Below are 23,598 nucleotides of genomic sequence, written 5' to 3'. Positions count from 1 at the left end.
AGGGCTTCTTTATTATCTAGGTTTTACTGAATTTCTTATTCTTTCGTATGCGCCTGGTTCAACTTTGTCTAGAGAATTTCTAATAATTTCTAGAGTTTTATTATAACGATATTCTCTATAATATTGCTCGGCAACTGTTAATTGTTGATGGAATTCAACATTATCTTTTCTGTATCTATTCGCATAACGAATAAGTTTTTCTATTAATTCAATATCTGTAAGAATGTTATTTACTTCAGAAGAATAAATATCTAATGATTCCTCTGCTTCAGCAACTGCACGTTTTAGTAAATCGATATTGATAGGTTCTTTTTTAAGTTCCTCAATTGCATATCTATAACTATCAGTTACATCTTTATATAAAACAATAAATCTATCACTGAATCCTGGAACACGTGAATTATCTAATTTACGTTTAATAACTTCTTTTTCTTGATTAATAAAGATAAGTTTTTCACGAGCGTGACCTTCTTCTTCACGAAGACTTGTTAAGTATCTAGAATAATTTGTTTGGTCTTCTTCAATTTTTTCTAATCCTTGACCTAATAATTCTACTTTTTCTTTTAAGTCTTTATAGTTAAGTTTTGGTTGATTATTAATATACACATCAATATCATGTTTAACATCAAGTAAATCACTTAACTCATCATAGTAGTTAGCAACCATTTCTTCATCTTTTTGATAAATTTGGTATCTATTTTTGATTTCTTGAATATTATTGTATAGAGCTTCGTTTAATTTATCTTGTAATTCAAGTTTATTAGTGATTTCTCTATAGTTTTCCTCAATGTATTTTTTATAATCAAGTTCTTTTTTAAGATCATTAGAAACTTCATCGATAACATCATAAATACCATCAAGGATGTTTTCAATTAGATCAATATCTCCAGATTTAACTTTTTCACGAGCATCGCTTAATTGCCAAACAATACTTTCAATTTTACTTGAAATTTCTAAATGCGTAAGTTTAAATCCTTTCTTCTCCATTTCCTCAACTTTAAGTCTTAATGACTGAATTTGAGCTGGACAAGTCTTTTCAATTTCTTTTAACAAGTCTGGTAGTACTTCCATTCTTTCCTTAAGATTATCAATTAACCCCTTAACAGTATTAATTTTATCTTGTGCTTCGATATACTTACCAGTAGATGTTAGAAGTTTGAAATCATCAAGTTGTGGAGCTATTTCTTTGATATTTTGTTCAAATTGTTCTGCTGCCGCTCCATATTGATGACGCTTAGCTAATAGTTCTCTATTAAGCTCTTTGTACTCAACTACGATTTCTTCATATAGTTCTCTATTTCTAGGTTCAACTTCTGTTAATTCTTTAATTTCTCTTCTTATTCCAGCGATTCTGTCTTTAATATTTGCTATTAATTCACCACTGTTCATAATTACTTCATCAGCACGTTTGAAATTAAATTTATCAATATAAGTTTCTGCACTATAAAGGTCTCTGTCAAGTTCTTCAATATCGATACTCTGAATTTCGTACCATTCGCTTTCCCATTGAGCATAAAGTTTTTCAGCTTTACCAGCAATTTCCAGCGCTTTTACTTTTTTCAAATCATCAGATAGTGTTTCTCTCTCTAGCTCATCTTTCATAACTAAAAGAGGGTATAAATCTTGTTTTTTCCTATTTCTGAAGACGAATAGTGCCACTACTCCTCCAAGAACAAGGATACACACAAATAAAAATATATATGTCATATATCTTCCCCCTGAAATTTTATATTTAATTTTTTACGTTTATTAATACAATAACCTAACAAAATTATACCATTTTTATCTCAAAAAACAAAGTGTTTCAATCATTTTTTTAAATTTTTTTCAATTTTTTTAACAAACAAATAACTAAATATTTTTTATTAATTATAAGTTTTACAAGTCAATGTACAAATAATTATAAATAATAAAAGGAGGCACCTAAAGGTTCTAAATTTTAAATAAGTGTATATTATAACTTATAGGCTCAGTGACTCGACAAAATCTTATAAAATATATTCTTTTTATATCTATAACTCTTATCACTTTATTTTTTATTACTATTATGCGAAAATATAATAAAGTCTTTTAAAAGAGGTATTTTAATGAATATAGTAGAAAATAAAGAATTATTTATAAGTCAAGCCACTGCTTTGGTATTAGGAGAAGATAATTTAGTTACTAATTTATCAAACCTTTCAGCTTTATACAAAGAGTACTTGCCAAATACAAACTGGGTTGGCTTCTATTTATTAGACGAAAAAAACAACAACTTAGTTTTAGGTCCATTCCAAGGAAAAGTAGCTTGCACTCGTATACCATTTAACAAAGGTGTATGTGGTCACTGCTATACAACTCGTGAAACTATTTATGTCGAGGATGTACATAAGTTCCCAGGGCATATTGCATGCGATAGTGCCACAAATAGTGAGCTAGTAATTCCGATTATCCAAAATGATAAAGTTGTAGCCTTACTAGATATAGATTCTATTGAGTTCAATAGATTCTCTCAAGAAGAAGTTGCAGCATTTAGCAATGTTACAAAACAAGTTTTTGAGAAAGTAATTTTTTAATCACAATACTAAAAGGAGATATACCAAAACAGTATATCTCCTTCTTTTTATTAATCTATAATACCTTTGAATCTTAGGTAGTTTTCGTAATCCATCTCTTTGTTGATTGCACCTTCTGGTGTTAATTCAACTACTCTATTAGCTATTGTTTGAATAAACTCATAGTCATGAGAGGTGAAGAATACAGAACCTTTGAAAGCAATAATACCTTCATTGACCGCTGTAATAGATTCCAAGTCAAGGTGGTTTGTAGGCTCATCTAAAAGAATAACGTTAGCTTTAGATAACATCATCTTAGATAACATACAACGCATTTTTTCTCCCCCTGATAATACGTGGGCACGTTTAAGTGCTTCTTCACCAGAGAATAACATTCTTCCTAAGAATGAACGTAAGTATGCTTCACTTTCCTCTTCAGGAGAAGCATATTGGCGAAGCCATTCTACTAATGAAAGTTTTAATCCTTCAAAGTATTCAGAGTTATCTTTTGGCATATAACTTCTAGAAGTTGTAATACCCCATTTAACTGTTCCACTATCTGGTTCCATTTCGCCAGCAAGAATTTTTAGTAATGTAGTTTTAGATACTTCATCCCCTAGTAAAATAACTTTATCATTAGGATTTACTGTGAAGCTTACATTACTTAATACTTCTTTACCTTCTACAGTTTTGCTTACACCTTCAACGATAAGTAAGTCATTTCCAATTTCACGATCTGGTGTGAAGCGAACGTATGGATAACGACGGCTACTTGGTTTAATATCGTCAAGAGTAATTTTATCAAGCATTTTCTTTCTACTTGTCGCTTGTTTAGATTTAGAAGCATTCGCAGAGAAACGTGCGATGAATTCTTGTAATTCTTTAATTTTTTCTTCTTTTTTCTTGTTGTTATCTTCTGCCATTCTTCTAGCAAGTTGACTAGATTGGTACCAGAAGTCATAGTTACCAACGTAAAGTTGGATTTTACCAAAATCTAAGTCACAAATGTGAGTACAAATATTATTTAAAAAGTGACGATCGTGGCTGACTACGATAACAGTGTTCTCAAAGTTAATTAAGAACTCTTCTAGCCATTTGATTGCACTAATATCAAGACCGTTGGTAGGCTCATCCAGAAGAAGTACATCTGGATTACCGAATAATGCTTGAGCTAAAAGAACTTTAACCTTAATAGCATTATCAAGTTCTCCCATAAGCATTTCATGAAATTCTACAGGAATACCTAGACCCTCAAGAAGTTGTGCTGCATCACTTTCTGCAGTCCAACCATCCATTTCCGCAAACTCACCTTCAAGTTCAGCAGCAATGATTCCATCTTCTTCAGTAAATGGATCTTTCATATAAATTTCATTTTTACGGTTCATAACATCCCAAAGACGTTCGTGACCCATCATTACAACATCGATAACTCTATTTTCTTCATATGCGAAGTGGTTTTGACGAAGTACTGCAAGACGTTCACCTTTACCTAAAGAAACATGTCCTTGTTGTGAATCTAATTCACCAGATAATAATTTTAAGAATGTTGTTTTACCTGCTCCATTAGCCCCGATTAAACCGTAGCAGTTACCATTTGTAAATTTTATATTTACATCTTCAAATAGCTTTCTATCTGCAAAACGTAAACCTAAATTCGTTACTTGTAACATTGTTTTCTCCTTTAATTCTTTAATTCTATAAAACTAAGTATATTACTTTATACTTAAAAGCTTTAAACTTAAACAATTAGATAATATAGTTCATAAATGGGAATGATTCAAAAAATCGTGATTTCAGAGAAATCAATTTTATCGAGTCAGTCCCTAAAAATTTATCGGATATCTAAAAAACTTTCATAAAGCAAATTTAGATATCAATAAGCCACTATGTCTATAAGTTTTCATATAAACTTTTTAAAATTTTGGACTTTAGAATCAACCCTATTTAAATATTTCAAAACAGTATTAACCATATTGAGGCGACTTAATCAAAGTGACGTTAATAAATCACAGTAATTAAGTCGCTCCTCTATTCTAATTATTCTTCGTCTTTTTCTTTTTTACTAACACTAGCTATTAGGCTTTCAATGTGTAAAGCATATTCGGCTGTTGTGTCATATTGGAAAATAAGTTCTGGAAATTTTCTAATTTTAATTTTCTTAGCAACTTCACTTTTTACGAAACCTTTAATTTTCTTAAATGCTTCTTTTGTTTTTTCTTTTTCACGTTCTCCACCTAAAACAGTGTAGAAAACTTTTGCTTGAGAATAATCTCCTGTCAAAGCAACTTCTGTTACAGTAACAAATCCTAAATCATGATTCTTAACTTTTGTAGCTAATACATATGTAATTTCTTTTTTAATTTGCTCTGCAAGTCTGTTAACTCTAAGTTCTGACATAAAGTTTGCCTCCTATTTTTTTACTTCTTCCATGATGTATACTTCGAAGACATCTCCTTCTTTAATATCATTGAAGTTTTCAACAGTCATACCACATTCATAACCACTTTGTACTTCTTTAACATCATCTTTAAATCTTCTTAATGTATCAATTTCACCTTCGTAAATTACTACACTATCACGAATTACACGAACTTTACCGTCACGTGATACTTTACCTTCAGTTACATAAGCACCAGCGATTGTACCAATTTTAGATACTTTATACACTTGACGTACTTCTGCAAGACCTATAACTTTTTCAACAAATTCTGGATCTAATAATCCTGTCATCGCTGCTTCGATTTCTTCGATAACTTTATAAATAATGCTGTGTAGACGAATATCTACTTGCTCAGTTTGAGCCATTTGTTTAGCATTATTATCAGGACGTACGTTAAATCCAATTACTACAGCGTTAGATGCTACTGCTAATGTAATATCAGATTCGTTAATTGCACCAACACCAGTATGGATAATACGTACGTTAACACCTTCAACATCGATTTTAGCTAATGACATAGCTAAAGCTTCAACAGAACCTTGAACGTCTGCTTTAATAATAATGTTAAGGTCTTTCATCTCACCTTGTTTCATTTGTTCGAATAATGTATCCAATGATACAGCTGAATTTGCTTGACGAGTAGTTTCAATATATTGTTGTTGACGTTTTTCCCCGATTTGGCGAGCTGTTTTTTCATCACCAAATACTACGAAACGATCCCCAGCGTTAGGAACATCTTGTAAACCTGTAATCTCTACTGGTGTAGATGGTTTAGCTGTTTGGATATTTTTGCTGCGGTCGTTAATCATAGCACGAACACGCCCAAATGTGTTACCTACTACTAGTGGATCTCCAACATTTAAGCTACCATTTTGTACTAATAATGTAGCTACTGCTCCACGACCTTTATCAAGTTTAGCCTCGATAACTGTACCTAAAGCAAGACGATTTGGATTAGCTTTTAATTCTTGCATTTCAGTTACTAATAGGATATTTTCTAATAACTCATCAATACCTTCACCTTTAAGGGCCGAGATTGGTACGAAGATTGTATCTCCACCCCACTCTTCTGAGATTAGACCATATTCTACCAACTCATTCATAACTCTATCTGGGTTAGCTTGTGGTTTATCCATTTTGTTTACCGCTACAATAATAGGTACATCGGCTGCTTTAGCGTGGTTAATAGCTTCAATTGTTTGAGGCATTACACCATCATCAGCTGCTACAACTAAGATAGTTACATCGGTAATTTTAGCTCCACGTGCACGCATTGTTGTGAATGCTGCATGTCCTGGTGTATCTAAGAAGGTAATTTTTTTATCTTTTGCACGTACTTGATATGCACCGATATGTTGCGTAATACCTCCTGCTTCTCCAGCAGTTACTCTTGAATTTCTAATTGTATCCAGTAATGTAGTTTTACCGTGGTCAACGTGTCCCATAATAGTTACGATTGGTGCACGTTCTTTAAGATCTTTTTCAGCATCTTCTACTTCGAAGTAAAGATCTAAATCTTCTTTATTAATTTCAACTTCTTCTTGGATTTCTTTACCATAATCCATCGCGATTAACTCTATTTGCTCTAAAGTAAGAGACTGGTTAATATTCGCCATAATTTTAAGTTCCATAAATAATTTTTTAATAAGTTCAGTCGAACCTATACTTAGAACTTCTGATAACTCACCAACAGTCATTCCATCTTTAACTAAAATAGTATCTTCTGAAATTGTTTCTTCTGATGGAGCTTCAATAATTGCTGGTTGTTGTTTTTGAGATTTTTTAACTTTCTCTTTTTTTACTTTTTTCTTTTTATTCTTTTTACCTTCATTACTTGAAGATTGTTCATTTTTAGTAGCTTGCTCTTGTTTTTTGAAGATGCTATCTAGCTTAGCTAACCCCTCTTCTGTTAACATTGACATGTGATTAGATACTTCAATATTAGCATCTTTTAAAACTGTAATAAGATCTTTTGATTGTTTTCCGATTTCTTTAGCGTACTCATAAATTCTGACTTTTTTCATTACTGTTTTCCTCCTTCTTCTAATAATTGTTTGAATTTTTTTATAAATCCATCATCAGTTATTCCTATAGCAACACGATTATCTCTTCCAATCGCGATACTAATATTTTCAATCGTAGAAAATTCGATACATTTTACATTGTAAAAATTAGCCTTGTCTGTTAATTTCTTTTTCGTATTGATGCCGCAATCTTCTGCAATAACTAACAATTTGATTTTATTATTTTTTAAATTTTTTGTGATTAAATCTTCACCTGTAATAAGTTTACCTGCTCTTTGCATTAAACCTAATAAATTATATGCTTTTATCATTATTTTTGTGGAATTGACTTTCTATAGATTAATCTAATTACCTCATTATAGATAGGCTCCATAACTTCCGGTGATGCAGAGAAGAATTTCTCTAATTGTTTCTTTTCTTGTGCAGCTTTAATAACTTCTAAATCAGCTACTACATATGCTCCACGTCCTGCTTTTTTACCAGTAGAATCTACAGAAATTTCTCCTTCTTTGTTCTTAACGATTCTTAATAAATCTTTTTTAGCGAACATTTCGTTTGTTAATATACATTTTCTAGTTGGTATTTTTCTTTTTTTCACAAACTACACCTCACTATTCTGCAGCTTTTATGTCGATTTTCCAACCTGTTAATTTAGCAGCTAGACGAACGTTTTGACCTTTTTTACCAATTGCTAGAGAAAGTTGGTCATCTTTAACTTTAACATTTGCAATTTTTTCTTCTTCATCAATATTGATTTCTTCTACTTTAGCAGGAGCTAATGCATTTGTAATAAATTTAACTGGATCAGCATCCCAAGTAATGATATCAATTTTCTCACCGTTTAATTCTTCAACGATACGGTTAACACGTTCACCTTTGTTACCAACACAAGCACCTACAGGATCAATGTTTTTATCTTCAGCATACACAGCTAATTTAGTTCTTTCACCTGCTTCACGTGATACGCTCTTAATTTCTACAGTACCACTGTAAATTTCTGGCACTTCAATTTCGAATAATCTTCTGATAAATTCAGGGTGTGATCTCGAAGCAAGTACGTGTGGTTTACTTCCACGAGTTGGATTATCAACTTTCGCTATATATACTTTAATTGGAGTTTGTGGAACATAAGTTTCACCTTTAACTCTTTCATTTTCACCTAAAATTGCTTCAATCTTACCTAATTTAACATAAACATATCTTGTATCTATTCTATCAATAGTTCCTGATAAAATTTCACCTTCGTGTTCGATATATTCTTTATAAAGAATTTCTTTCTCTGCTTCACGAAGTCTTTGTAATAATGCTTGTTTTGCTGCTTGAGCCCCAACACGACCAAAATCACTTGGTAAATCAACTACTTCGTAAATATCTCCAACTTCATACGCAGGATTAATTTTTAATGCATCTTCAAGAGCAAATTCAATTCTATCGTCGTAAACTTCTTCAACAACATCTTTTCTAATAATAAATTTGTAGTCACCTGTAGCTCTGTTGAAATCTACTCTTACGTTCTTAGCAGCGTTAAAATTCTTTTTATAAGCTGATAATAAAGCCAATTCAATAGCTTCTACTAGAATATCTTCTGCAATTCCTTTTTCTTGTTCAATTAATTTTATAGCTTTAAGCAAATCCTTGCTCATCTTTCTTTCTCCTTTAATAATTAAAATTTAACAGCTAATCTAATTTTAGCGATTTTACTATAGTTAATTGTTGATTTTTTAACTCTCGCTTTATCTTTGTATTCTACAGTAATTTCTTCACCTTCGACAGCTAGGATATCACCATAAAATTCTTTTTGATTATCAATTTTTTCATATGTTTTGATATACACATGTTTCCCAACAGAATTAGTAACTTCCTCTAGGTTTCTTAAGTTTCTTTCGATCCCAGGAGAAGATACTTCTAGATAGTATTTATCACTAATGAAATCTTCTTTATCTAATTCTTCTGCTAACTTTTCACTTAATAATACACAATCATCAAGTGTAAGCCCACCATCTTTATCGAAGTAAATACGTAAGAAATACTCAGTTCCTTCTTTTACGTATTCTACATCATAAAGAGAAAATTCCGTATTTTCTGTTTGTTTTGTTGCTATAGCTTTTACTTTTTCTACAATACTCATACAGTACACCTCTTTCTTAAGTTTTTATTGCAATATAAAAGAGCGGAGAACCTTTCAAAATTCACCACCCTTTCGGTAATTTATTTCAATGTATATACATTATATCACATGATTATAAATAAATCAAATGATAACTACATTTTAGTACGAATTACTTCAATTTTGTATCCATCTGGATCTTTTATGAAGTAGTAACCTGGCGGGAATCCTGGTAAACCTTTAAGATCTGTTACATCATATCCTGCCGCCTTGTGTTTTTCATGTAGTGCTTCTAAATCTTCTACAGAAATAGCTATGTGTCCATATCCATCTCCAAGTTCATATGCACCATGATCATAGTTATAAGTTAATTCTAACTCATAGTTTGAACCTGGTAAAGTTAAGTATACTAATGTAAACTTGTACTCAGGAAAATCCCTTTCACGACTTACTACAAAGTCGAATGCCTCAGTATAAAACTTAACTGATTTTTTTAAGTCTGCTACACGGTAGCAAGTGTGTGCCATTGTTTGTACCATATTTTCCACCTCTTAAAATTTATTTATTATAAAATTGTCCATCCAATTGCAACTGCACCTAATCCAAGGTGTGCAGAGATAACTGGACTTATTCCGTCAATATCTACAGTTACATTTGAATAATTTTCTTCAACATATTTTTTTATTTCTTGAGCTTTATCTAAGGCATCAACATGAAGAACACACACAGTAATGTGCTCCCCTTCATATTGTTTATAATATTCATCAAACAATTCATACATTCTTGATACAACTTTTTTATATGTTCGTATCTTTTGAAATGGAACTATAACCTTATTATCAAAATGTAGTAATGGCTTAACTTGAAGTAAACTTCCTACTACAGCTTGTGCTCCACTTAAACGTCCACTACGTTGTAAGTGAGATAAGTCATCAACCATGAAATATGCATCTGATACTTTTTTCATCTCATTTAATGCTGAGATAATTTCTTCAGAAGTTTTTCCTTCTTTAATTAGTTTTTCTGCCTTAATCGCATAATATCCTTCAGGTCTACAAGAAACTTCAGAATCAAAAGGATGTACATTTAATCCATCAACCATAAGACCAGCTACAGAATATGATGTAAATGTACCACTAATTCCACTTGAAAGTGCAATAGCAATTACATCAGTATACCCTTCTTCTTTTAGTTTTTCTAAGCAAGATACAACCTCACCTATAGCAGGTTGAGATGTTGTAGGGAAGGAATTGTTTGGATTTCTTAGGTATTCGTGATATTTATCAAGAGGCATATCAATAACTTCTTTATATGAATTATTATCAATAATTAGATTTAAATAAACAGTACGAATATCTAATTCTTTCTTCAAATCTTCTGATAAATATGCAGTTGAATCCATAATTATTGCAATCTTTTCCACATTCTATCCGACTATCATAAAGATAGCTTTTCCTTTCTTAGAATTTTTCGATATTATAAAGTTCAAGCTCCACTTTAGTTTCTCTACCCATAAGTTCGATCATAACATCTGCTTTATAGTTATGTAAATCAAGGTTTACAACTTTACCTTCCATATCAACGAATGGACCAGAGATAATGCGAACGTAATCCCCAACTTCAATGTCAATATCTACAACATTTGATAGACCCATTTGTTGTAAAATAAAGTTAATTTCTTCTGGTAATAATGGACTAGGTTTAGAACCTCCACCGTGAGATCCAACAAACCCTGTTACACCAGGTGTATTTCTTACAACAAACCATGAATCATCAGTCATTACCAACTCAACAAGTACATATCCAGGGAATGTTTTTCTATTAACTTCTTTTTTCTTTCCTGTTGGAGTTAAGATTGTCTCTTTTTCTTCTGGAACAACGATTCTAAAAATCTTATCTTCCATTCCAAGAGACTCAACTCTTTTCTCAATATTATCTTTTACTTTGTTTTCATATCCAGAATACGTATGTATTACATACCACTCTTTACTTACTGTATCGCTCATAATAACCTCTCTTATCTACTGAAGTGTCTAATTCCAGCAGTTATTCCTAAATCTACTACGTAGCTAAATAACATTAATATTCCAACTACAACAATAACAATTAGTGTTTTTCTAACAAGTTCACTAAAAGTTGGCCAACTTACCTTACGCATTTCTGTGGCAACTTTTTTCAAGAATCTAATCATTTATTAACAATCCTCCACATAAATTTCTTTACTCTCTACATTTTATAAATTATAACATAGTATAATTTATAAGTCTATATCTTTAAATATATTGCATTCTTGTACAATATATTATTGTATCATTAAATCAAAAACATTTCAATTAAATAAAGTCTCAAATAATATCTAGATTTTCTTGAAATTATTTTTCTAGTAAATCATAAGTAGCGGTTAATGTGTTTCTCATTAACATCGTGATTGTTAAAGGTCCTACTCCTCCAGGAACAGGAGAAATATAAGAAACTTTCTCCATAAACTCATCTAGATTTACATCTCCAACTAGCTTACCATCTTTGTAGTTATTACCTACATCAATAATCGTACAAGTTGGTTTTACTTTTTCTTTTCCGCTTAGGAAATGTGCAACCCCCACACAGCTTACGATAATATCAGCTTGTTCTATTAATGCTTCTAAATCTTTAGTTCTAGAATGAGCAGTAATTACAGTTGCATTATTTTGAAGTAATAAAGTTGAAATAGGTTTACCCACAATATTACTTCTTCCAATTACTAGTGCAAGTTTCCCAGAAATTTCTTCTCCAGTTGATTTAATCATTTCTAAAATTCCTAATGGTGTACAAGGAATAAGTTTAGCTTCTCCAATCACTAACTTTCCGACATTTATTGGATGGAACCCATCTACATCTTTTGATGGACTCACAGCATTCAATACTTTTTCTGCATCTATGTGTTTTGGCAATGGTAATTGTACTAAAATTCCGTGAACTTTCTCATCACTATTTAATTTTTCAATTTCGTCCAATAAATCATCAGTAGAAATTTCTTCTGGTAACTCTATTTTTATAGAATTTATATTATTCTCTACACAAGCTTTATGTTTAGAGTTAACATAACTTCTTGATGCTTTATTATCTCCGACTAAAACAACTGCAAGCGTAGGCTCAACTCCTTTTTCTCTTAAAGCAGCTGCTTCGTTTTTAATTTCTTCTCTCAACTCTTTTGCAAGTTGTGTTCCACTAATGATTTTCGTCATTCTTTTTTCCCTTTCCAATTTTTAATTTTGATTGATTTTCTGTCCCATTAATTAATCTTTTAATATTCTTCTTGTGCATATAAATGACAAATGCACACATTACTATCATAATCCACTTATCTATTCCAGCTTCAAATAAACTAAGATACCCAATAGCTGTCAAACTAATAAGTATACTTCCTAAAGATACATAACCAGTTAAGAATAATGTTGAAAAGAATATTACTAATAATAATGAACTCAACAGTGGATACAAGAAGATAAATACTCCTGATCCCGTAGCTACGGCTTTACCACCTTTGAAGTTTGCAAAGATAGGAAAAACATGTCCTATCATTGCAAATGCCCCAAATATTGATAAAAAGTCCACTCTCCCTAACATTAATGTTGGAAGAAATGTAGCGATTATCCCTTTAGATACATCACATATAAATACTGTAACTCCCGCCTTTTTCCCAAGACATCTAAAAGTATTTGTTGTACCTAAATTTCCACTTCCAAGTGTTCTAATATCAGTATTGTAAAATACTTTCCCTACTATTAATGCAAAAGGTATCGAACCAATTACATACGCTAAAATGCAAAATAATATTATTTGTGTAATCATAGACTACCTACCTAATAATAGCTCCGTACTCTGTAAGTGCAGAAAGTACTTTGTCATGTACCGCTGTTACTTCTTCATCTGTTAAAGTTTTTTGTTTATCACTATATGTAATAGTTAAAGCTAGTGATTTCTTACCAACTAATAACTCAGCACCAGCATACAAATCAAATAATTCCACTTTAGTAATTAGTTTACTATTTACTGATTCAATTACATTATAGATGTTTTGATATTCATCTTTAACATCAACTAACATAGCGATATCTCTTGTAATTTCAGGATATTTAGTTACCTCTTCATACTTAGGTTTAACTTTACTTTCTGAAATAACTTCATCTAAATTAATTTCAAATACATATGTAGTATTTAATCCAAGTTTGTCTACAACTTGAGGATGAACTTCTCCAATAAATCCAATACGTTTTTCACCTAAATATACCTCGGCGAAACGTCCTGGGTGCATACCTTCAAGAGTAGATTTTTTATAAGTAACTTTTTCATCTAGACCTAAACGTTCAAATACAACTTCTAAGTATCCTTTAGCAGCGAAGAAGTCTAATGAGCTACTTTCTTTAAGCCATTTAGTCGCTCTTTCTTCTCCTGTTAATGCAGCACTTAAGTATAGTGTTTCTTTAGGTTGGATATTATCATCACCACTACCGAAGAATACACGTCCAATTTCAAGAAGTTTTAAATCTTTTTGTTTTCTAGCTACGTTGTATTGAACAGTGTTTAATAAACCTGGCACTAAACTTTGTCGTAATGTCGAGTGAGTTTCAGTCATAGGCATTAATAATCTTACTTTATGATGATCTTCTAAAGTATAGCCCGTAGCTTCTTCTTCAGATACTAATGAATAGTTAATAGTATCGTTAAATCCTAAGCTAGCATACACTGCACGTAAATCACGTACCATTCTTTGTGAATAAGTTAAACCACCTTTAGTAGTTTTAGAGAATTTTGGTAATGTTGAGGCTAGGTTATCGTATCCATAAATTCTAATAACTTCTTCAACTAAGTCTTGTTTAATTGAAATATCAGGTCTTCTAGTAGGTACTTTAACTACTAAATTTTCTCCTGTTACTTCTACTGTAAAACTTAATCCTTCTAAGATAGCTACGATTTCTTCAGTAGATAATGTAATTCCAAGGTAGTTGTTAATATATGAAGTAGTAATTTCTACAACTTTCTCTTCTTCTTTATTAACTACTCCAACAGAACTTTCAACTACAGCATTTGGACATAATTCTAAGATTAATTCTACTGCACGAGCAAGGGCTGCTTTTTGCATATTAGGATCAATACCTTTTTCAAATCTTGCCGAAGAATCACTTCTTAACCCATGAGCAGCTGAAGTACGACGAACTGATGTCGGATTAAAATATGCAGATTCTAAAATAATATTTTTAGTTTCTTCACTTACTTCTGTGTTTTTACCACCCATTACTCCTCCAAGAGCAATAGCGCGCGTTCCATCAGTAATTACTAAGTCAGCTGTTTGTAACTTTTTCTCTTCTCCATCAAGAGTTTCTAGAACTTCACCTTCTTTAGCATCACGAACTACGATTTTATCTCCAACTAGATCTTTATCGAATGCATGCATTGGTTGACCAAATTCTAAAAGTATGTAGTTTGTAATATCTACGATGTTGTTAATTGGACGAATACCAGAATTCATAAGTCTTGTTTGTAACCATAATGGTGAAGACTTAACTTCCACATTTCTCACAACTTGACCTACATAGTTTCTACAAGAATCACTTTCGATAGCAACTTGTAATGAAGTTGCTTCATAGTTTTCTTCTTTCTCAACATCTTTAAAATCAACTTTGTTATTGTATAAAGCTCCTAATTCATAAGTAAGACCACGCATACTTAGTGCGTCCGCTCTGTTAGGTGTAATTGAAAGATCTAAGATGTAATCATTTAATCCCAATACTTCAACAACATCAGATCCTAACTCTTGTTCAGTTTCAAATACGTATATACCTTCTTGATAGTTCTTAGGCACTACACTCTTACTTAAACCTAATTCAGCTAATGAACAAATCATACCTTGTGATTCTACACCACGAAGTTTAGCTTTTTTAATTTTAATTCCTGGTAATTTTGCTCCAACTTTAGCAACAATTACATATTGTCCAGCATCTACATTTGGTGCACCACAAACGATTTGTAGGTTTTCTTCTGCACCAACATTTACTTGACATACATTTAATTTTTCTGCATCTGGGTGTTTTTCTTTAGATACAACATATCCAACTACAACGTTAGAAATCTCTTCTGCTAAATATTCAACACCTTCAACTTCAATACCACCACGTGTAATTTTTTCAGCTAATGCATTTGCATTATCTTCAACATTCGTATATTGTTTTAACCAATTATAACTTACTAACATTACTACCTCCTATTAATCGTTTCTATCACTATTGAATTGTCGTAAGAATCTTACATCATTTGTGTAGAAACTTCTAATATCGCTAATTCCATATTTTAACATTGCCACACGTTCTGGTCCCATACCAAACGCGAATCCAGAGTATACTTCTGGATCAAAACCAGCCATTCTAAGAACGTTAGGGTGAACCATACCAGCTCCTAAAATTTCAAGCCATTTAATGTTTTCTTCATCATCTTCATTACCCCAAGATACATCAACCTCTACTGAAGGCTCAGTGAATGGGAAGAAACTTGGACGCAGACGGATTTTTTTATTTTCTCCGAATACAGCTTTAATAAAGTGCTCTAAAGTACCTTTTAAATCACTAAATGTAATATTTTTATCTACTACTAATCCTTCAATTTGAGTAAATTGGTGAGAGTGAGTAGCATCGTCATTATCACGACGGAATACTTTACCAGGGCAAATAATCTTGATAGGACCTTCTCCATTAGCTTTTAACATTTCACGAGCTTGAACAGGTGAAGTTTGTGTTCTCATTAATAATTCATTTGTAATATAGAATGAATCTTGCATATCACGAGCTGGGTGATCTTTAGGTAAATTTAACATCTCAAAGTTAAATTTATCAGTTTCTACCTCTGGTCCTTCAGCAACTGAATATCCCATAGAAATAAAGATTTCTTCAATCTCTTCAATAATTTTATTTAATGGATTAATTCCACCTAATTCAACTTTTTTACTAGGTAGAGTAACGTCAATATCCTCACTAGCTAATTTCAACTCTAATGCTGCCTTAGCTAATTCAGCTTTTCTCTCTTCTAAACTATCATTAATGAAAGTTTTAACCTCGTTAACAAGTTTTCCAAAAGTAGGTCTTTCTTCTGGCGATAAATCACGTGCACCTTTCATAACTTCTGTTAGTGCACCTTTTTTCCCTAAAAATTTAACTCTTAGGTCATAAAGTTCTTTTTCATCTTTAATTGTTTTAACTAATTCTAAATATTCTTTTCTTATATTCTCTAAAGTCATAAGTTCCTCCTTAAAAATTTAATATAAAGACATTGCTATAAGTTCTATTATTTATCCAAAATAAAAAGCCCCTCAAGACTAAGTCTCAAGGGACGAATATATCGTGGTACCACCCGTATTTTAAAGCAATAGTTGCTTCCTTAATAAAAGTTGATAACGGGTACCACCCGATTGTACTCATAGTCTACTTATACAATTACTCATAAGCTGAAAATATATTCTCAGTTCATACAACTCTTTCAGTCACGGAGTTGCTCCCTGTTAAAAACATCCAATATACCGTCTTAATCATCGTTTTTTGAAAAATTTATACTTAAAATGATAATACAAATACTCCTGAATGTCAACCAATAAGGTTGTTCTAATAACAAATTCCTCCTAGTTTTTGTATAAATAACTCTTCAAATTTATAATTATATTATATAGATAAACTTTGCTTAGTGTAAAAAAGACTTTCGATTTCCATCAAAAGTCTTTTAATAATTATTTAGTATATTCTGCAACTAATGCTAATACTTCTTCAGTTGTTGAACACATAATAGCTTTATCAACTAATTCTTTCATCTTATCTAATGATAAGTTTTTGATTTGGCTACGTGCTTGAAGAATTGAAGTAGCTGACATAGAGAACTCATCTAATCCCATACCTAATAGTAATGGAATAGCTAAGCTATCTCCAGCCATTTCCCCACACATTCCAGTCCATTTACCTTCTTTGTGAGATGCTTCAATGACATTTTTCACAAGACGTAAGATTGCCGGGTTATATGGTTGGTATAAGTATGATACTTTTTCACTCATACGGTCTGCTGCCATAGTGTATTGAACTAAGTCGTTAGTACCGATTGAGAAGAAGTCTACTTCTTTAGCAAAAATATCAGCGATAACAGCAGTTGATGGAATTTCAACCATGATACCTAATTCGATATCGTTACTTACTGCAACACCTTCTGCTACTAGTTTTTCTTTTTCTTCTAAAAATAGTGCTTTTGCAGCTCTGAATTCTTGAACTGTAGCAATCATTGGGAACATTACACATAGTTTACCGTAAACAGATGCACGTAATAATGCTCTAAGTTGTGTTCTGAATAAGTCTTTTTCTTCTAAGCAAAGACGAATTGCTCTAAATCCTAAGAATGGATTCATTTCTTTTGGTAAATCTAAGTATGGTAATTCTTTATCTCCACCGATATCTAAAGTACGAACTACAACAGGTCTATCACCCATTCCTTCTAATACTGCTTTATAAGCTTCGAATTGTTCATCTTCAGTTGGTAATTGATCACGTCCCATATATAAGAATTCTGTACGGTATAAACCTACAGCTTCTCCACCATTGTTGTTAACACCTTCTAAATCAGCAGGTGTACCAATATTAGCTGCTAAAATAACTTCATGACCATCTTTAGTTACAGATTTTTCTGTTTTTAATTTAGCCCATTCAGCTTTTTGTTCTTCAAATTTAGCATGTTTTTCTTTTAATTCAGCTGTAGTAGCTTCATCTGGATTTACATATACAATACCATCTAATCCATCAAGAATAAGAACATCACCATTCTTAACTTCTTCAGTAATTGTACTAGTCCCTACTACTGCAGGAATTTCTAATGATCTAGCCATAATAGCTGAGTGAGATGTACGACCACCAATGTTCGTAGCAAACCCTTTAACAAATTGTTTGTTAAGTTGAGCTGTATCAGATGGAGTTAAGTCTTCGGCAATAACGATAACTTCCTCATCGATTAAGCTTGGATTTGGTAAATCTACACCTAATAAATGAGCTAAAATACGTTTAGAAACGTCACGAATATCAGCTGCACGTTCTTTCATGTAGTCATTATCCATAGATTCAAACATAGAAACAAACATATCTGAAGTTTCTTTTAATGCATACTCAGCGTTAATTTCTTTTGACTGAATATCAGTTTTAACAGTTCCCATAAATTCTGGGTCTTCTAAAATTAATAAATGAGCTTCGAAAATTGCTGCTTTGTCAGCACCTAAATTTTCTAATGCTTTATCTTTAATGATTGTTAATTCTTTTTTAGAAATTTCAATCGCATCTTCAAAACGTTTAACCTCAGCAACTACATCTTGAACTTTAACCTCACTAACTGTTAGGCTTGGCTCAACTAAAATGTATGCTTTAGCAAAAGATATCCCTTGAGAGGCTGCAATACCTTTTAGTTGTAACATTTTATGCTAATCCTTCTTTCTTCATTGTTTCTTCTAATGCTGCTAATGCTTCTGCTTCGTCAGCTCCGTCAGCATAAATTACGATATCAGCGTCTTTTCCAACTCCAAGACTCATAACACCCATAATTGATTTTAAATTAACTTTACGTCCGTTGAATTCTAATTCAATATTTGATTGGAATTTAGAAGCAGCTTGTACTAATAAAGTAGCTGGTCTAGCGTGGATTCCTGTTTCATCGATTACTTTAAATTCTTTTTGTAACATAGTCATGTCTCCTTTTATTTAAAAAAATATTTACATTCAAATAATAACACATGAAAGCAATATTTACAAGTATTTTATACTTATTCAATACTAAGATTAGTGCTTATTCTATAACAAAGAAAACAGTTTCTTATCTGTATAGTAAGCATTTACTTCTCATATATTGAAAATATAATGAAAACACTTTTTTCAGTACTAATTACCAATAAAACGTAAAAATCATAAAAAAGTATCTATTACAAGGAAGTAACGATACTTTTTTATATTATGCTTATTAATTAAATTTAAAATTATTATATTTTTATTTTTATACTGTAAACTTATTTATGAAAATTAAACCAATTCTCCACCTAGTTTAATAATAGATTTAAACCTCTCATAATCTTCATGGTTTCTATTAAAATCACGAGCATTTTGATTAACCTCTTTAAAATCTATCCCTTGATCTTTAGCGGCAAATACACATCCACAGTAACATTGTCTATATATATTATAATCATTACACATTTCTACAGATCTTCTGTAACCATTATTCTTTTTAAAATCTGAAGGTAGATAATATATAGAAACCTGTTCTTGAAGTACATAACCTGCTTCGTTTATTACAGTTGCATTTTTCTTTGGACTTAAAGTCAAAGCAGAAGCGAAATAATCGTAACCTAGCTCTTCAGCCTTCTGAGCAGAAGAGTCTAAACGCATTTCATAACAAATATGACATCTATCTCCACCTTCTCTATCCTCTTCATGTCCTTTTACAGCACTGATAAATTTACTTGGTGCATACTCATCAGCCAAGAATTTAATCTTTTTGTCATTTCTTTTATTGAACTCTTCGACAAAATCTTTTTGTACTAACATACGTTTAATATATTCTTCTTTTGGATGTATGTTAGAGTTTGAGAAAAATATTGTAATATCACTAATCTCAGATAAATATTCTAGTACATATGTACTACAAGGAGCACAACAAGAGTGAATAAGAATTTTCGGACGAAAATTAGTCTTCTCCCATTCTTTAATAAGTTCTTTTAGCACGTTATCATAATTAATCTTTTGATTTTTATGTCTAGTATTTATAAATTGTTTACTATCAATCATACGAATTTAATCCTTCTAAAATTTCTAATATTTTACTACACAAGTTTAATATACTTTAATTTATTTTACAATTAATATCATTTCTAATTAAAAGATATTATCAATAGCACCTTTAAAATCTTATAAAAATAGGTTCCGAAAAGGTTTTGACACAAAAGTCCTAAATTTAAAAAAAGTGTATATGATAACTCCTAGACGCAGTGGTTTATTGATATCAAAATTCGCTTTATAAAAGCTTTTTAGATATCTAATAAACTTTGCGGGAGAAACTCGACAAAATCTTGTTTCTCCAAAATCGTGATTTTTGAGTCACTCCCAACTTAACGAAACCCATTATTTATTAATTATTCGACTTTATACGCAATTCCTAAATGTTGATATGCTTTAGGTGTGGCACGACGTCCTCTAGCTGTACGTTCTATAAATCCTTCTTTTACAAGATATGGCTCGTAAACATCTTCTATAGTAATACTTTCTTCACCAATAGTCACAGCAATTGTCTCAAGGCCAACAGCACGACCATCATAACGTTTAATTAAACATTCAAGTATTTTATAGTCAATATTATCAAGACCTTTCGCATCTACTTGTAGTAAATCTAATGACTCAACAGCTAAATCCTTAGCTATAACACCATCATTTTTCACTTGAGCAAAGTCTCTTACACGTTTAAGAAGTCTATTCGCTATACGAGGTGTTCCACGAGATCTCATGGCTATTTCATATGAACTCTCTTCATCTATATCACATTCAAAAATATCAGATGTTCTTTCTATAATATTTTGCAGTTCAGAAATCGTATAAAATTCCAGACGACAATGCACACCAAATCTGTCTCGAAGTGGCGCAGTTAAAGCTCCTGCTCTTGTCGTTGCACCAACCAATGTGAATGGTGGTAGTTCAATTCTAATACTACGCGATTCTTCACCTTTTCCAATTACAATATCAAGATAAAAATCTTCCATCGCAGAATATAATATCTCTTCAATAGATCTACTTATTCTGTGAATTTCATCGATAAAAAGAACATCACCTGGTTCAAGACTAGTTAATATAGCAGCTAAATCTCCAGATTTCTCTATTGCAGGCCCTGAAGTATATTTAATCCCCACTTCCATCTCATTAGCAATAATTGTCGCTAGTGTAGTCTTCCCTAATCCAGGAGGTCCGTATAATAGGCAGTGATCTAGAACTTCTCCACGAAGTTTTGCAGCTTCTATAAATATTTTCAAATTACTTTTTATCTGTTCTTGTCCTATATACTGGCTAAGAAACTTCGGTCTTAAAGACTGTTCTTCACGCTCCTCACCAAAATTTTGGCTTGCAGATACCATTCTATCTTCCATAATTTCCTCCTTTCATCAATTATGCATTCATTAATAATTTTAATCCTTGTTTTACATATTCATCAACACCAGAGAAATCAAATGCTGATAATTTTTTCTCAATTTTTGCAAGTTCTTTTTTACTATATCCTAGAGCTTCCAATGCTAACATTGCATCACTTAGATAATTATTTACAGCAGTTGGAGCACTACTAATATTAGTCATACTGAAATCAACTTTACCTTGTAAATCAAGAATAATTTGTTGAGCAGATTTTTTCCCAATTCCCGGAAACTTCGTTAAATATGTTACATCTTGATTCTCGATAGCTCCAATAATTTCTTCACTAGTTCCTCCAGCTAATATAGCTAAAGCACTCTTAGGTCCTACACCTTTTACCTTTAATAATAGTAAAAATACTTTTTTCTGATCTTTATTAGAAAATCCATAAAGAATATTAGAATCTTCTCTTACTTGTTGACTTATAAAAACTATTTTTTCTTCATTTAATTGATATTCATACGGATTAGCAACAACTATCTCATAACCTATTCCATTATTATCTACAACGATATTTGCCGGATTTACTTCCGAAATTTTTCCTTTAATATATGCGTACATTACATTCACACTCCTGATTGATTATTTAATTATAAAATTAAACGTAAAAAATCTCAAGTGTTTTATATAATCAAAATAATTTCTAAAATTACAGACAAAAAAAAACTTGGCACATTATGCACCAAGTTCATATTTCTATTTTACTTTATCCAAATCAACATTCATCACTTTTGCAGTTGCTTCTACTTTTTTATATGCATCTTGATCCACATCAGTAAATCCAGTGATACTAAACATCTTAGTAAATAATTCTTTCATTTTTGGATCTTTCTCTATGTCACGAAGAGCTTTTTCTAGTTTTTCTTGTAACTCTTTATCCATTTTGCTAGAAGCTGTAACCATAACACCAGGAATCATATCACTAGTTGCTAATTTTTGAATATCAGTTTTTGCTTGTGGGAAGTCTTTAGCATATCTTTCTTCCACTCCATCAAATGTCGCAATTACATCAACATCTTTGTTAAGAAGTAGTTGTAAACTCTTATCGTGTCCACCACTAAATTGATAACTAATATCTTTATCTAAGTTAAGACCTGCTTCAACTAACATAGCACCTGGATAAATATATCCTGATGAAGATGAAGGATCTACGAATGCTACTTTTTTACCTTTAACATCTTGAAGTGATTTAATACCAGAATCTTTTCTTACATATAATTCAGCAGTGTATCCAGGTTTTCCTGTTTTACCTTTTGATGTTAGTATAGGTTTTGCACTACTTTGTTTCTGAGCTAGTAGTGATGAAAATGGAGGAATGATACCAAAATCAACACTTCCACTACCTAAACCTTCAACTACACCAATATAGTTACTAGCTGTGAAAGCTTCTACTTTTACTCCTAATCTTTCAGAAAGATAATCAGAGATTGGTTTAAGATCTTCAACAAGTTTCTCACTATTTTTCAGAGGAACAAATCCCATTTTAATAACTTTTTCTTCTTTTTTCGTTTCAGTCTTTGCAGTACATCCAACTATAGAGAAGACAAAAATAAAACTAAATAACGCCAATAATATTTTTTTCATATTATTTCCTCCTCGATATTTTAAAAATAAATTTGATATAATTTTATCACAAAAAAAACAATATATCTAGCTTTTAAAAGGAAATAATAACAATTTTAATAAGAATTTTACGGGGCTGATACAAAAGTCCTAAAATGTAACAAAGTTCAAATGAGAACTCATAGACGCAGTGGTTTATTGATATCTAAATTCGCTTTATAAAAGCTCTTTAGATACCTAATAAACTGTGCGGGGGTGACTCGACAAAATCGATTTCTATAAAATCACGATTTTTGAGTCACTCCCTCGGTAATTATCAATAAATTCCCGAATATTTTCATAATACAAGAATCATAAACAATATAAACCGTAATTTAGGCATAAAAAAAAACACCTTATAAAAAGATGAGTAAAAATTGGAGGCGGCTACCGGATTTGAACCGGTGATCAAGGTTTTGCAGACCCGTGCCTTACCACTTGGCTAAGCCGCCTAAAGATATTAAATTTTAATGGGGCGGCTGAGGGGAATCGAACCCCCGAATGTCGGAACCACAATCCGATGCGTTAACCACTTCGCCACAGCCGCCATATCAAGAACAATATTTATTATACATTTTTCATCAAATTATGTCAAGAACTTTTTTTATAATTTTCAAATTTTCATCTAGAGTTGTCAAACATTTGTGACACGAACCTATAATAAATGACATTCTGATTA

Annotated in this window: 23 protein-coding genes and 2 tRNA genes; 1 reads left to right on the top strand and 24 read right to left on the bottom strand. The window is 31.5% G+C overall.

The window, feature by feature from the left end; all coding sequences use genetic code 11:
- Window positions 1–12 precede the first annotated feature (12 nt).
- On the bottom strand, window positions 13–1,707 hold the full coding sequence (locus ACO6OL_RS07240; RefSeq protein WP_294682810.1) for a septation ring formation regulator EzrA: 1,695 nt from the start codon (window positions 1,705–1,707) through the stop codon (window positions 13–15).
- A gap of 380 nt (window positions 1,708–2,087) precedes the next feature.
- On the opposite strand from ACO6OL_RS07240, the gene ACO6OL_RS07235 reads away from it, so the two are divergent.
- Entirely contained in the window at window positions 2,088–2,555 is a 468-nt protein-coding gene (locus ACO6OL_RS07235) for a GAF domain-containing protein (protein WP_485502663.1), read from the top strand.
- 50 nt (window positions 2,556–2,605) lie between these two features.
- Here the strand turns inward: ACO6OL_RS07235 and ACO6OL_RS07230 are convergent, their stop codons facing one another.
- The 23 genes from ACO6OL_RS07230 to ACO6OL_RS07120 form a co-directional block, all read right to left on the bottom strand.
- Entirely contained in the window at window positions 2,606–4,204 is a 1,599-nt protein-coding gene (locus tag ACO6OL_RS07230; protein ID WP_314396771.1) for an ABC-F family ATP-binding cassette domain-containing protein, read from the bottom strand.
- 367 nt (window positions 4,205–4,571) lie between these two features.
- Complete coding sequence (gene rbfA, locus ACO6OL_RS07225) at window positions 4,572–4,931, bottom strand: 30S ribosome-binding factor RbfA (protein WP_048801943.1); 360 nt, start codon at window positions 4,929–4,931, stop codon at window positions 4,572–4,574.
- Between the two features lie 12 nt (window positions 4,932–4,943).
- Window positions 4,944–6,998 carry a translation initiation factor IF-2 gene (gene infB, locus ACO6OL_RS07220; RefSeq protein WP_485502662.1) on the bottom strand — a complete coding sequence of 685 codons (2,055 nt, stop codon included), beginning with the start codon at window positions 6,996–6,998 and terminating at the stop codon, window positions 4,944–4,946.
- On the bottom strand, window positions 6,998–7,309 hold the full coding sequence (locus tag ACO6OL_RS07215) for a L7Ae/L30e/S12e/Gadd45 family ribosomal protein (protein ID WP_485421256.1): 312 nt from the start codon (window positions 7,307–7,309) through the stop codon (window positions 6,998–7,000). Before ACO6OL_RS07215 ends, infB begins: the two co-directional genes overlap by 1 nt.
- Complete coding sequence (gene rnpM, locus ACO6OL_RS07210) at window positions 7,309–7,596, bottom strand: RNase P modulator RnpM (protein WP_455337087.1); 288 nt, start codon at window positions 7,594–7,596, stop codon at window positions 7,309–7,311. Before rnpM ends, ACO6OL_RS07215 begins: the two co-directional genes overlap by 1 nt.
- Window positions 7,597–7,609: 13 nt before the next feature.
- The gene (gene nusA / locus ACO6OL_RS07205; protein ID WP_448913065.1) at window positions 7,610–8,641 is read right to left on the bottom strand and encodes a transcription termination factor NusA; all 1,032 of its coding nucleotides are present in this window, start codon (window positions 8,639–8,641) and stop codon (window positions 7,610–7,612) included.
- Window positions 8,642–8,661: 20 nt separating this feature from the next.
- Window positions 8,662–9,126, bottom strand: a complete 465-nt coding sequence (gene rimP / locus ACO6OL_RS07200; protein ID WP_485502661.1) for a ribosome maturation factor RimP — start codon at window positions 9,124–9,126, stop codon at window positions 8,662–8,664.
- A gap of 134 nt (window positions 9,127–9,260) precedes the next feature.
- Window positions 9,261–9,644, bottom strand: coding sequence for a lactoylglutathione lyase (gene gloA, locus ACO6OL_RS07195; protein ID WP_485502660.1), 384 nt, complete (start codon window positions 9,642–9,644; stop codon window positions 9,261–9,263).
- Between the two features lie 26 nt (window positions 9,645–9,670).
- Window positions 9,671–10,528, bottom strand: a complete 858-nt coding sequence (locus ACO6OL_RS07190; RefSeq protein ID WP_485502659.1) for a DegV family protein — start codon at window positions 10,526–10,528, stop codon at window positions 9,671–9,673.
- Between the two features lie 37 nt (window positions 10,529–10,565).
- Complete coding sequence (nusG, locus tag ACO6OL_RS07185) at window positions 10,566–11,111, bottom strand: transcription termination/antitermination protein NusG (protein WP_314160073.1); 546 nt, start codon at window positions 11,109–11,111, stop codon at window positions 10,566–10,568.
- Window positions 11,112–11,122: 11 nt separating this feature from the next.
- Window positions 11,123–11,296, bottom strand: coding sequence for a preprotein translocase subunit SecE (secE, locus tag ACO6OL_RS07180; RefSeq protein WP_314160072.1), 174 nt, complete (start codon window positions 11,294–11,296; stop codon window positions 11,123–11,125).
- Window positions 11,297–11,477: 181 nt separating this feature from the next.
- Window positions 11,478–12,329 carry a bifunctional 5,10-methylenetetrahydrofolate dehydrogenase/5,10-methenyltetrahydrofolate cyclohydrolase gene (locus tag ACO6OL_RS07175; protein ID WP_485502658.1) on the bottom strand — a complete coding sequence of 284 codons (852 nt, stop codon included), beginning with the start codon at window positions 12,327–12,329 and terminating at the stop codon, window positions 11,478–11,480.
- Window positions 12,313–12,936 carry a glycerol-3-phosphate 1-O-acyltransferase PlsY gene (gene plsY / locus ACO6OL_RS07170; RefSeq protein WP_485502657.1) on the bottom strand — a complete coding sequence of 208 codons (624 nt, stop codon included), beginning with the start codon at window positions 12,934–12,936 and terminating at the stop codon, window positions 12,313–12,315. The genes ACO6OL_RS07175 and plsY overlap by 17 nt, the downstream gene beginning before the upstream one ends.
- A 7-nt stretch (window positions 12,937–12,943) precedes the next feature.
- Window positions 12,944–15,337, bottom strand: a complete 2,394-nt coding sequence (pheT, locus tag ACO6OL_RS07165; protein WP_485502656.1) for a phenylalanine--tRNA ligase subunit beta — start codon at window positions 15,335–15,337, stop codon at window positions 12,944–12,946.
- A gap of 12 nt (window positions 15,338–15,349) precedes the next feature.
- Window positions 15,350–16,372: a phenylalanine--tRNA ligase subunit alpha gene (gene pheS, locus ACO6OL_RS07160; protein WP_485502655.1), complete on the bottom strand. Its 1,023-nt coding sequence runs from the start codon at window positions 16,370–16,372 to the stop codon at window positions 15,350–15,352.
- Window positions 16,373–16,855: 483 nt separating this feature from the next.
- Window positions 16,856–18,568, bottom strand: coding sequence for a phosphoenolpyruvate--protein phosphotransferase (ptsP, locus tag ACO6OL_RS07155; RefSeq protein ID WP_485502654.1), 1,713 nt, complete (start codon window positions 18,566–18,568; stop codon window positions 16,856–16,858).
- A gap of 1 nt (window position 18,569) precedes the next feature.
- Window positions 18,570–18,833: a phosphocarrier protein HPr gene (locus ACO6OL_RS07150; RefSeq protein ID WP_003145399.1), complete on the bottom strand. Its 264-nt coding sequence runs from the start codon at window positions 18,831–18,833 to the stop codon at window positions 18,570–18,572.
- A gap of 333 nt (window positions 18,834–19,166) precedes the next feature.
- Complete coding sequence (locus tag ACO6OL_RS07145; RefSeq protein WP_314396804.1) at window positions 19,167–19,931, bottom strand: epoxyqueuosine reductase QueH; 765 nt, start codon at window positions 19,929–19,931, stop codon at window positions 19,167–19,169.
- A 344-nt stretch (window positions 19,932–20,275) separates the two neighbouring features.
- Window positions 20,276–21,277 (bottom strand): Holliday junction branch migration DNA helicase RuvB, encoded by a 1,002-nt coding sequence (ruvB, locus tag ACO6OL_RS07140; RefSeq protein ID WP_314396806.1) that lies wholly within the window; start codon window positions 21,275–21,277, stop codon window positions 20,276–20,278.
- 19 nt (window positions 21,278–21,296) lie between these two features.
- Window positions 21,297–21,878, bottom strand: coding sequence for a Holliday junction branch migration protein RuvA (ruvA, locus tag ACO6OL_RS07135; protein ID WP_485502653.1), 582 nt, complete (start codon window positions 21,876–21,878; stop codon window positions 21,297–21,299).
- Between the two features lie 135 nt (window positions 21,879–22,013).
- On the bottom strand, window positions 22,014–22,901 hold the full coding sequence (locus ACO6OL_RS07130) for a phosphate/phosphite/phosphonate ABC transporter substrate-binding protein (protein WP_485502652.1): 888 nt from the start codon (window positions 22,899–22,901) through the stop codon (window positions 22,014–22,016).
- 396 nt (window positions 22,902–23,297) lie between these two features.
- A tRNA-Cys gene (locus ACO6OL_RS07125) sits at window positions 23,298–23,371 on the bottom strand.
- 19 nt (window positions 23,372–23,390) lie between these two features.
- Window positions 23,391–23,466: transfer RNA gene (locus ACO6OL_RS07120), tRNA-His, on the bottom strand.
- Window positions 23,467–23,598: the final 132 nt, after the last annotated feature.

The sequence above is a fragment of the Gemella sp. genome (assembly GCF_057272915.1).
Note: the sequence above shows the minus strand (reverse complement) of the source record. Positions and strands in the feature narration are given on the sequence as shown.

Excerpts from the sequence above, each read along its gene's own strand:
- ACO6OL_RS07145 (WP_314396804.1), bottom strand. The coding sequence starts at position 19,931 with ATGATTGATAGTAAACAATTTATAAATACTAGACATAAAAATCAAAAG.
- pheS (WP_485502655.1), bottom strand. The coding sequence starts at position 16,372 with ATGACTTTAGAGAATATAAGAAAAGAATATTTAGAATTAGTTAAAACA.
- pheT (WP_485502656.1), bottom strand. The coding sequence starts at position 15,337 with ATGTTAGTAAGTTATAATTGGTTAAAACAATATACGAATGTTGAAGAT.
- rbfA (WP_048801943.1), bottom strand. The coding sequence starts at position 4,931 with ATGTCAGAACTTAGAGTTAACAGACTTGCAGAGCAAATTAAAAAAGAA.
- nusA (WP_448913065.1), bottom strand. The coding sequence starts at position 8,641 with ATGAGCAAGGATTTGCTTAAAGCTATAAAATTAATTGAACAAGAAAAA.
- ACO6OL_RS07240 (WP_294682810.1), bottom strand. The coding sequence starts at position 1,707 with ATGACATATATATTTTTATTTGTGTGTATCCTTGTTCTTGGAGGAGTA.
- rimP (WP_485502661.1), bottom strand. The coding sequence starts at position 9,126 with ATGAGTATTGTAGAAAAAGTAAAAGCTATAGCAACAAAACAAACAGAA.
- gloA (WP_485502660.1), bottom strand. The coding sequence starts at position 9,644 with ATGGTACAAACAATGGCACACACTTGCTACCGTGTAGCAGACTTAAAA.
- secE (WP_314160072.1), bottom strand. The coding sequence starts at position 11,296 with ATGATTAGATTCTTGAAAAAAGTTGCCACAGAAATGCGTAAGGTAAGT.
- ACO6OL_RS07150 (WP_003145399.1), bottom strand. The coding sequence starts at position 18,833 with ATGTTACAAAAAGAATTTAAAGTAATCGATGAAACAGGAATCCACGCT.
- ruvB (WP_314396806.1), bottom strand. The coding sequence starts at position 21,277 with ATGGAAGATAGAATGGTATCTGCAAGCCAAAATTTTGGTGAGGAGCGT.
- ACO6OL_RS07130 (WP_485502652.1), bottom strand. The coding sequence starts at position 22,901 with ATGAAAAAAATATTATTGGCGTTATTTAGTTTTATTTTTGTCTTCTCT.
- ACO6OL_RS07235 (WP_485502663.1), top strand. The coding sequence starts at position 2,088 with ATGAATATAGTAGAAAATAAAGAATTATTTATAAGTCAAGCCACTGCT.
- ptsP (WP_485502654.1), bottom strand. The coding sequence starts at position 18,568 with ATGTTACAACTAAAAGGTATTGCAGCCTCTCAAGGGATATCTTTTGCT.
- plsY (WP_485502657.1), bottom strand. The coding sequence starts at position 12,936 with ATGATTACACAAATAATATTATTTTGCATTTTAGCGTATGTAATTGGT.
- ACO6OL_RS07175 (WP_485502658.1), bottom strand. The coding sequence starts at position 12,329 with ATGACGAAAATCATTAGTGGAACACAACTTGCAAAAGAGTTGAGAGAA.
- ACO6OL_RS07215 (WP_485421256.1), bottom strand. The coding sequence starts at position 7,309 with ATGATAAAAGCATATAATTTATTAGGTTTAATGCAAAGAGCAGGTAAA.
- ACO6OL_RS07230 (WP_314396771.1), bottom strand. The coding sequence starts at position 4,204 with ATGTTACAAGTAACGAATTTAGGTTTACGTTTTGCAGATAGAAAGCTA.
- ruvA (WP_485502653.1), bottom strand. The coding sequence starts at position 21,878 with ATGTACGCATATATTAAAGGAAAAATTTCGGAAGTAAATCCGGCAAAT.
- infB (WP_485502662.1), bottom strand. The coding sequence starts at position 6,998 with ATGAAAAAAGTCAGAATTTATGAGTACGCTAAAGAAATCGGAAAACAA.
- nusG (WP_314160073.1), bottom strand. The coding sequence starts at position 11,111 with ATGAGCGATACAGTAAGTAAAGAGTGGTATGTAATACATACGTATTCT.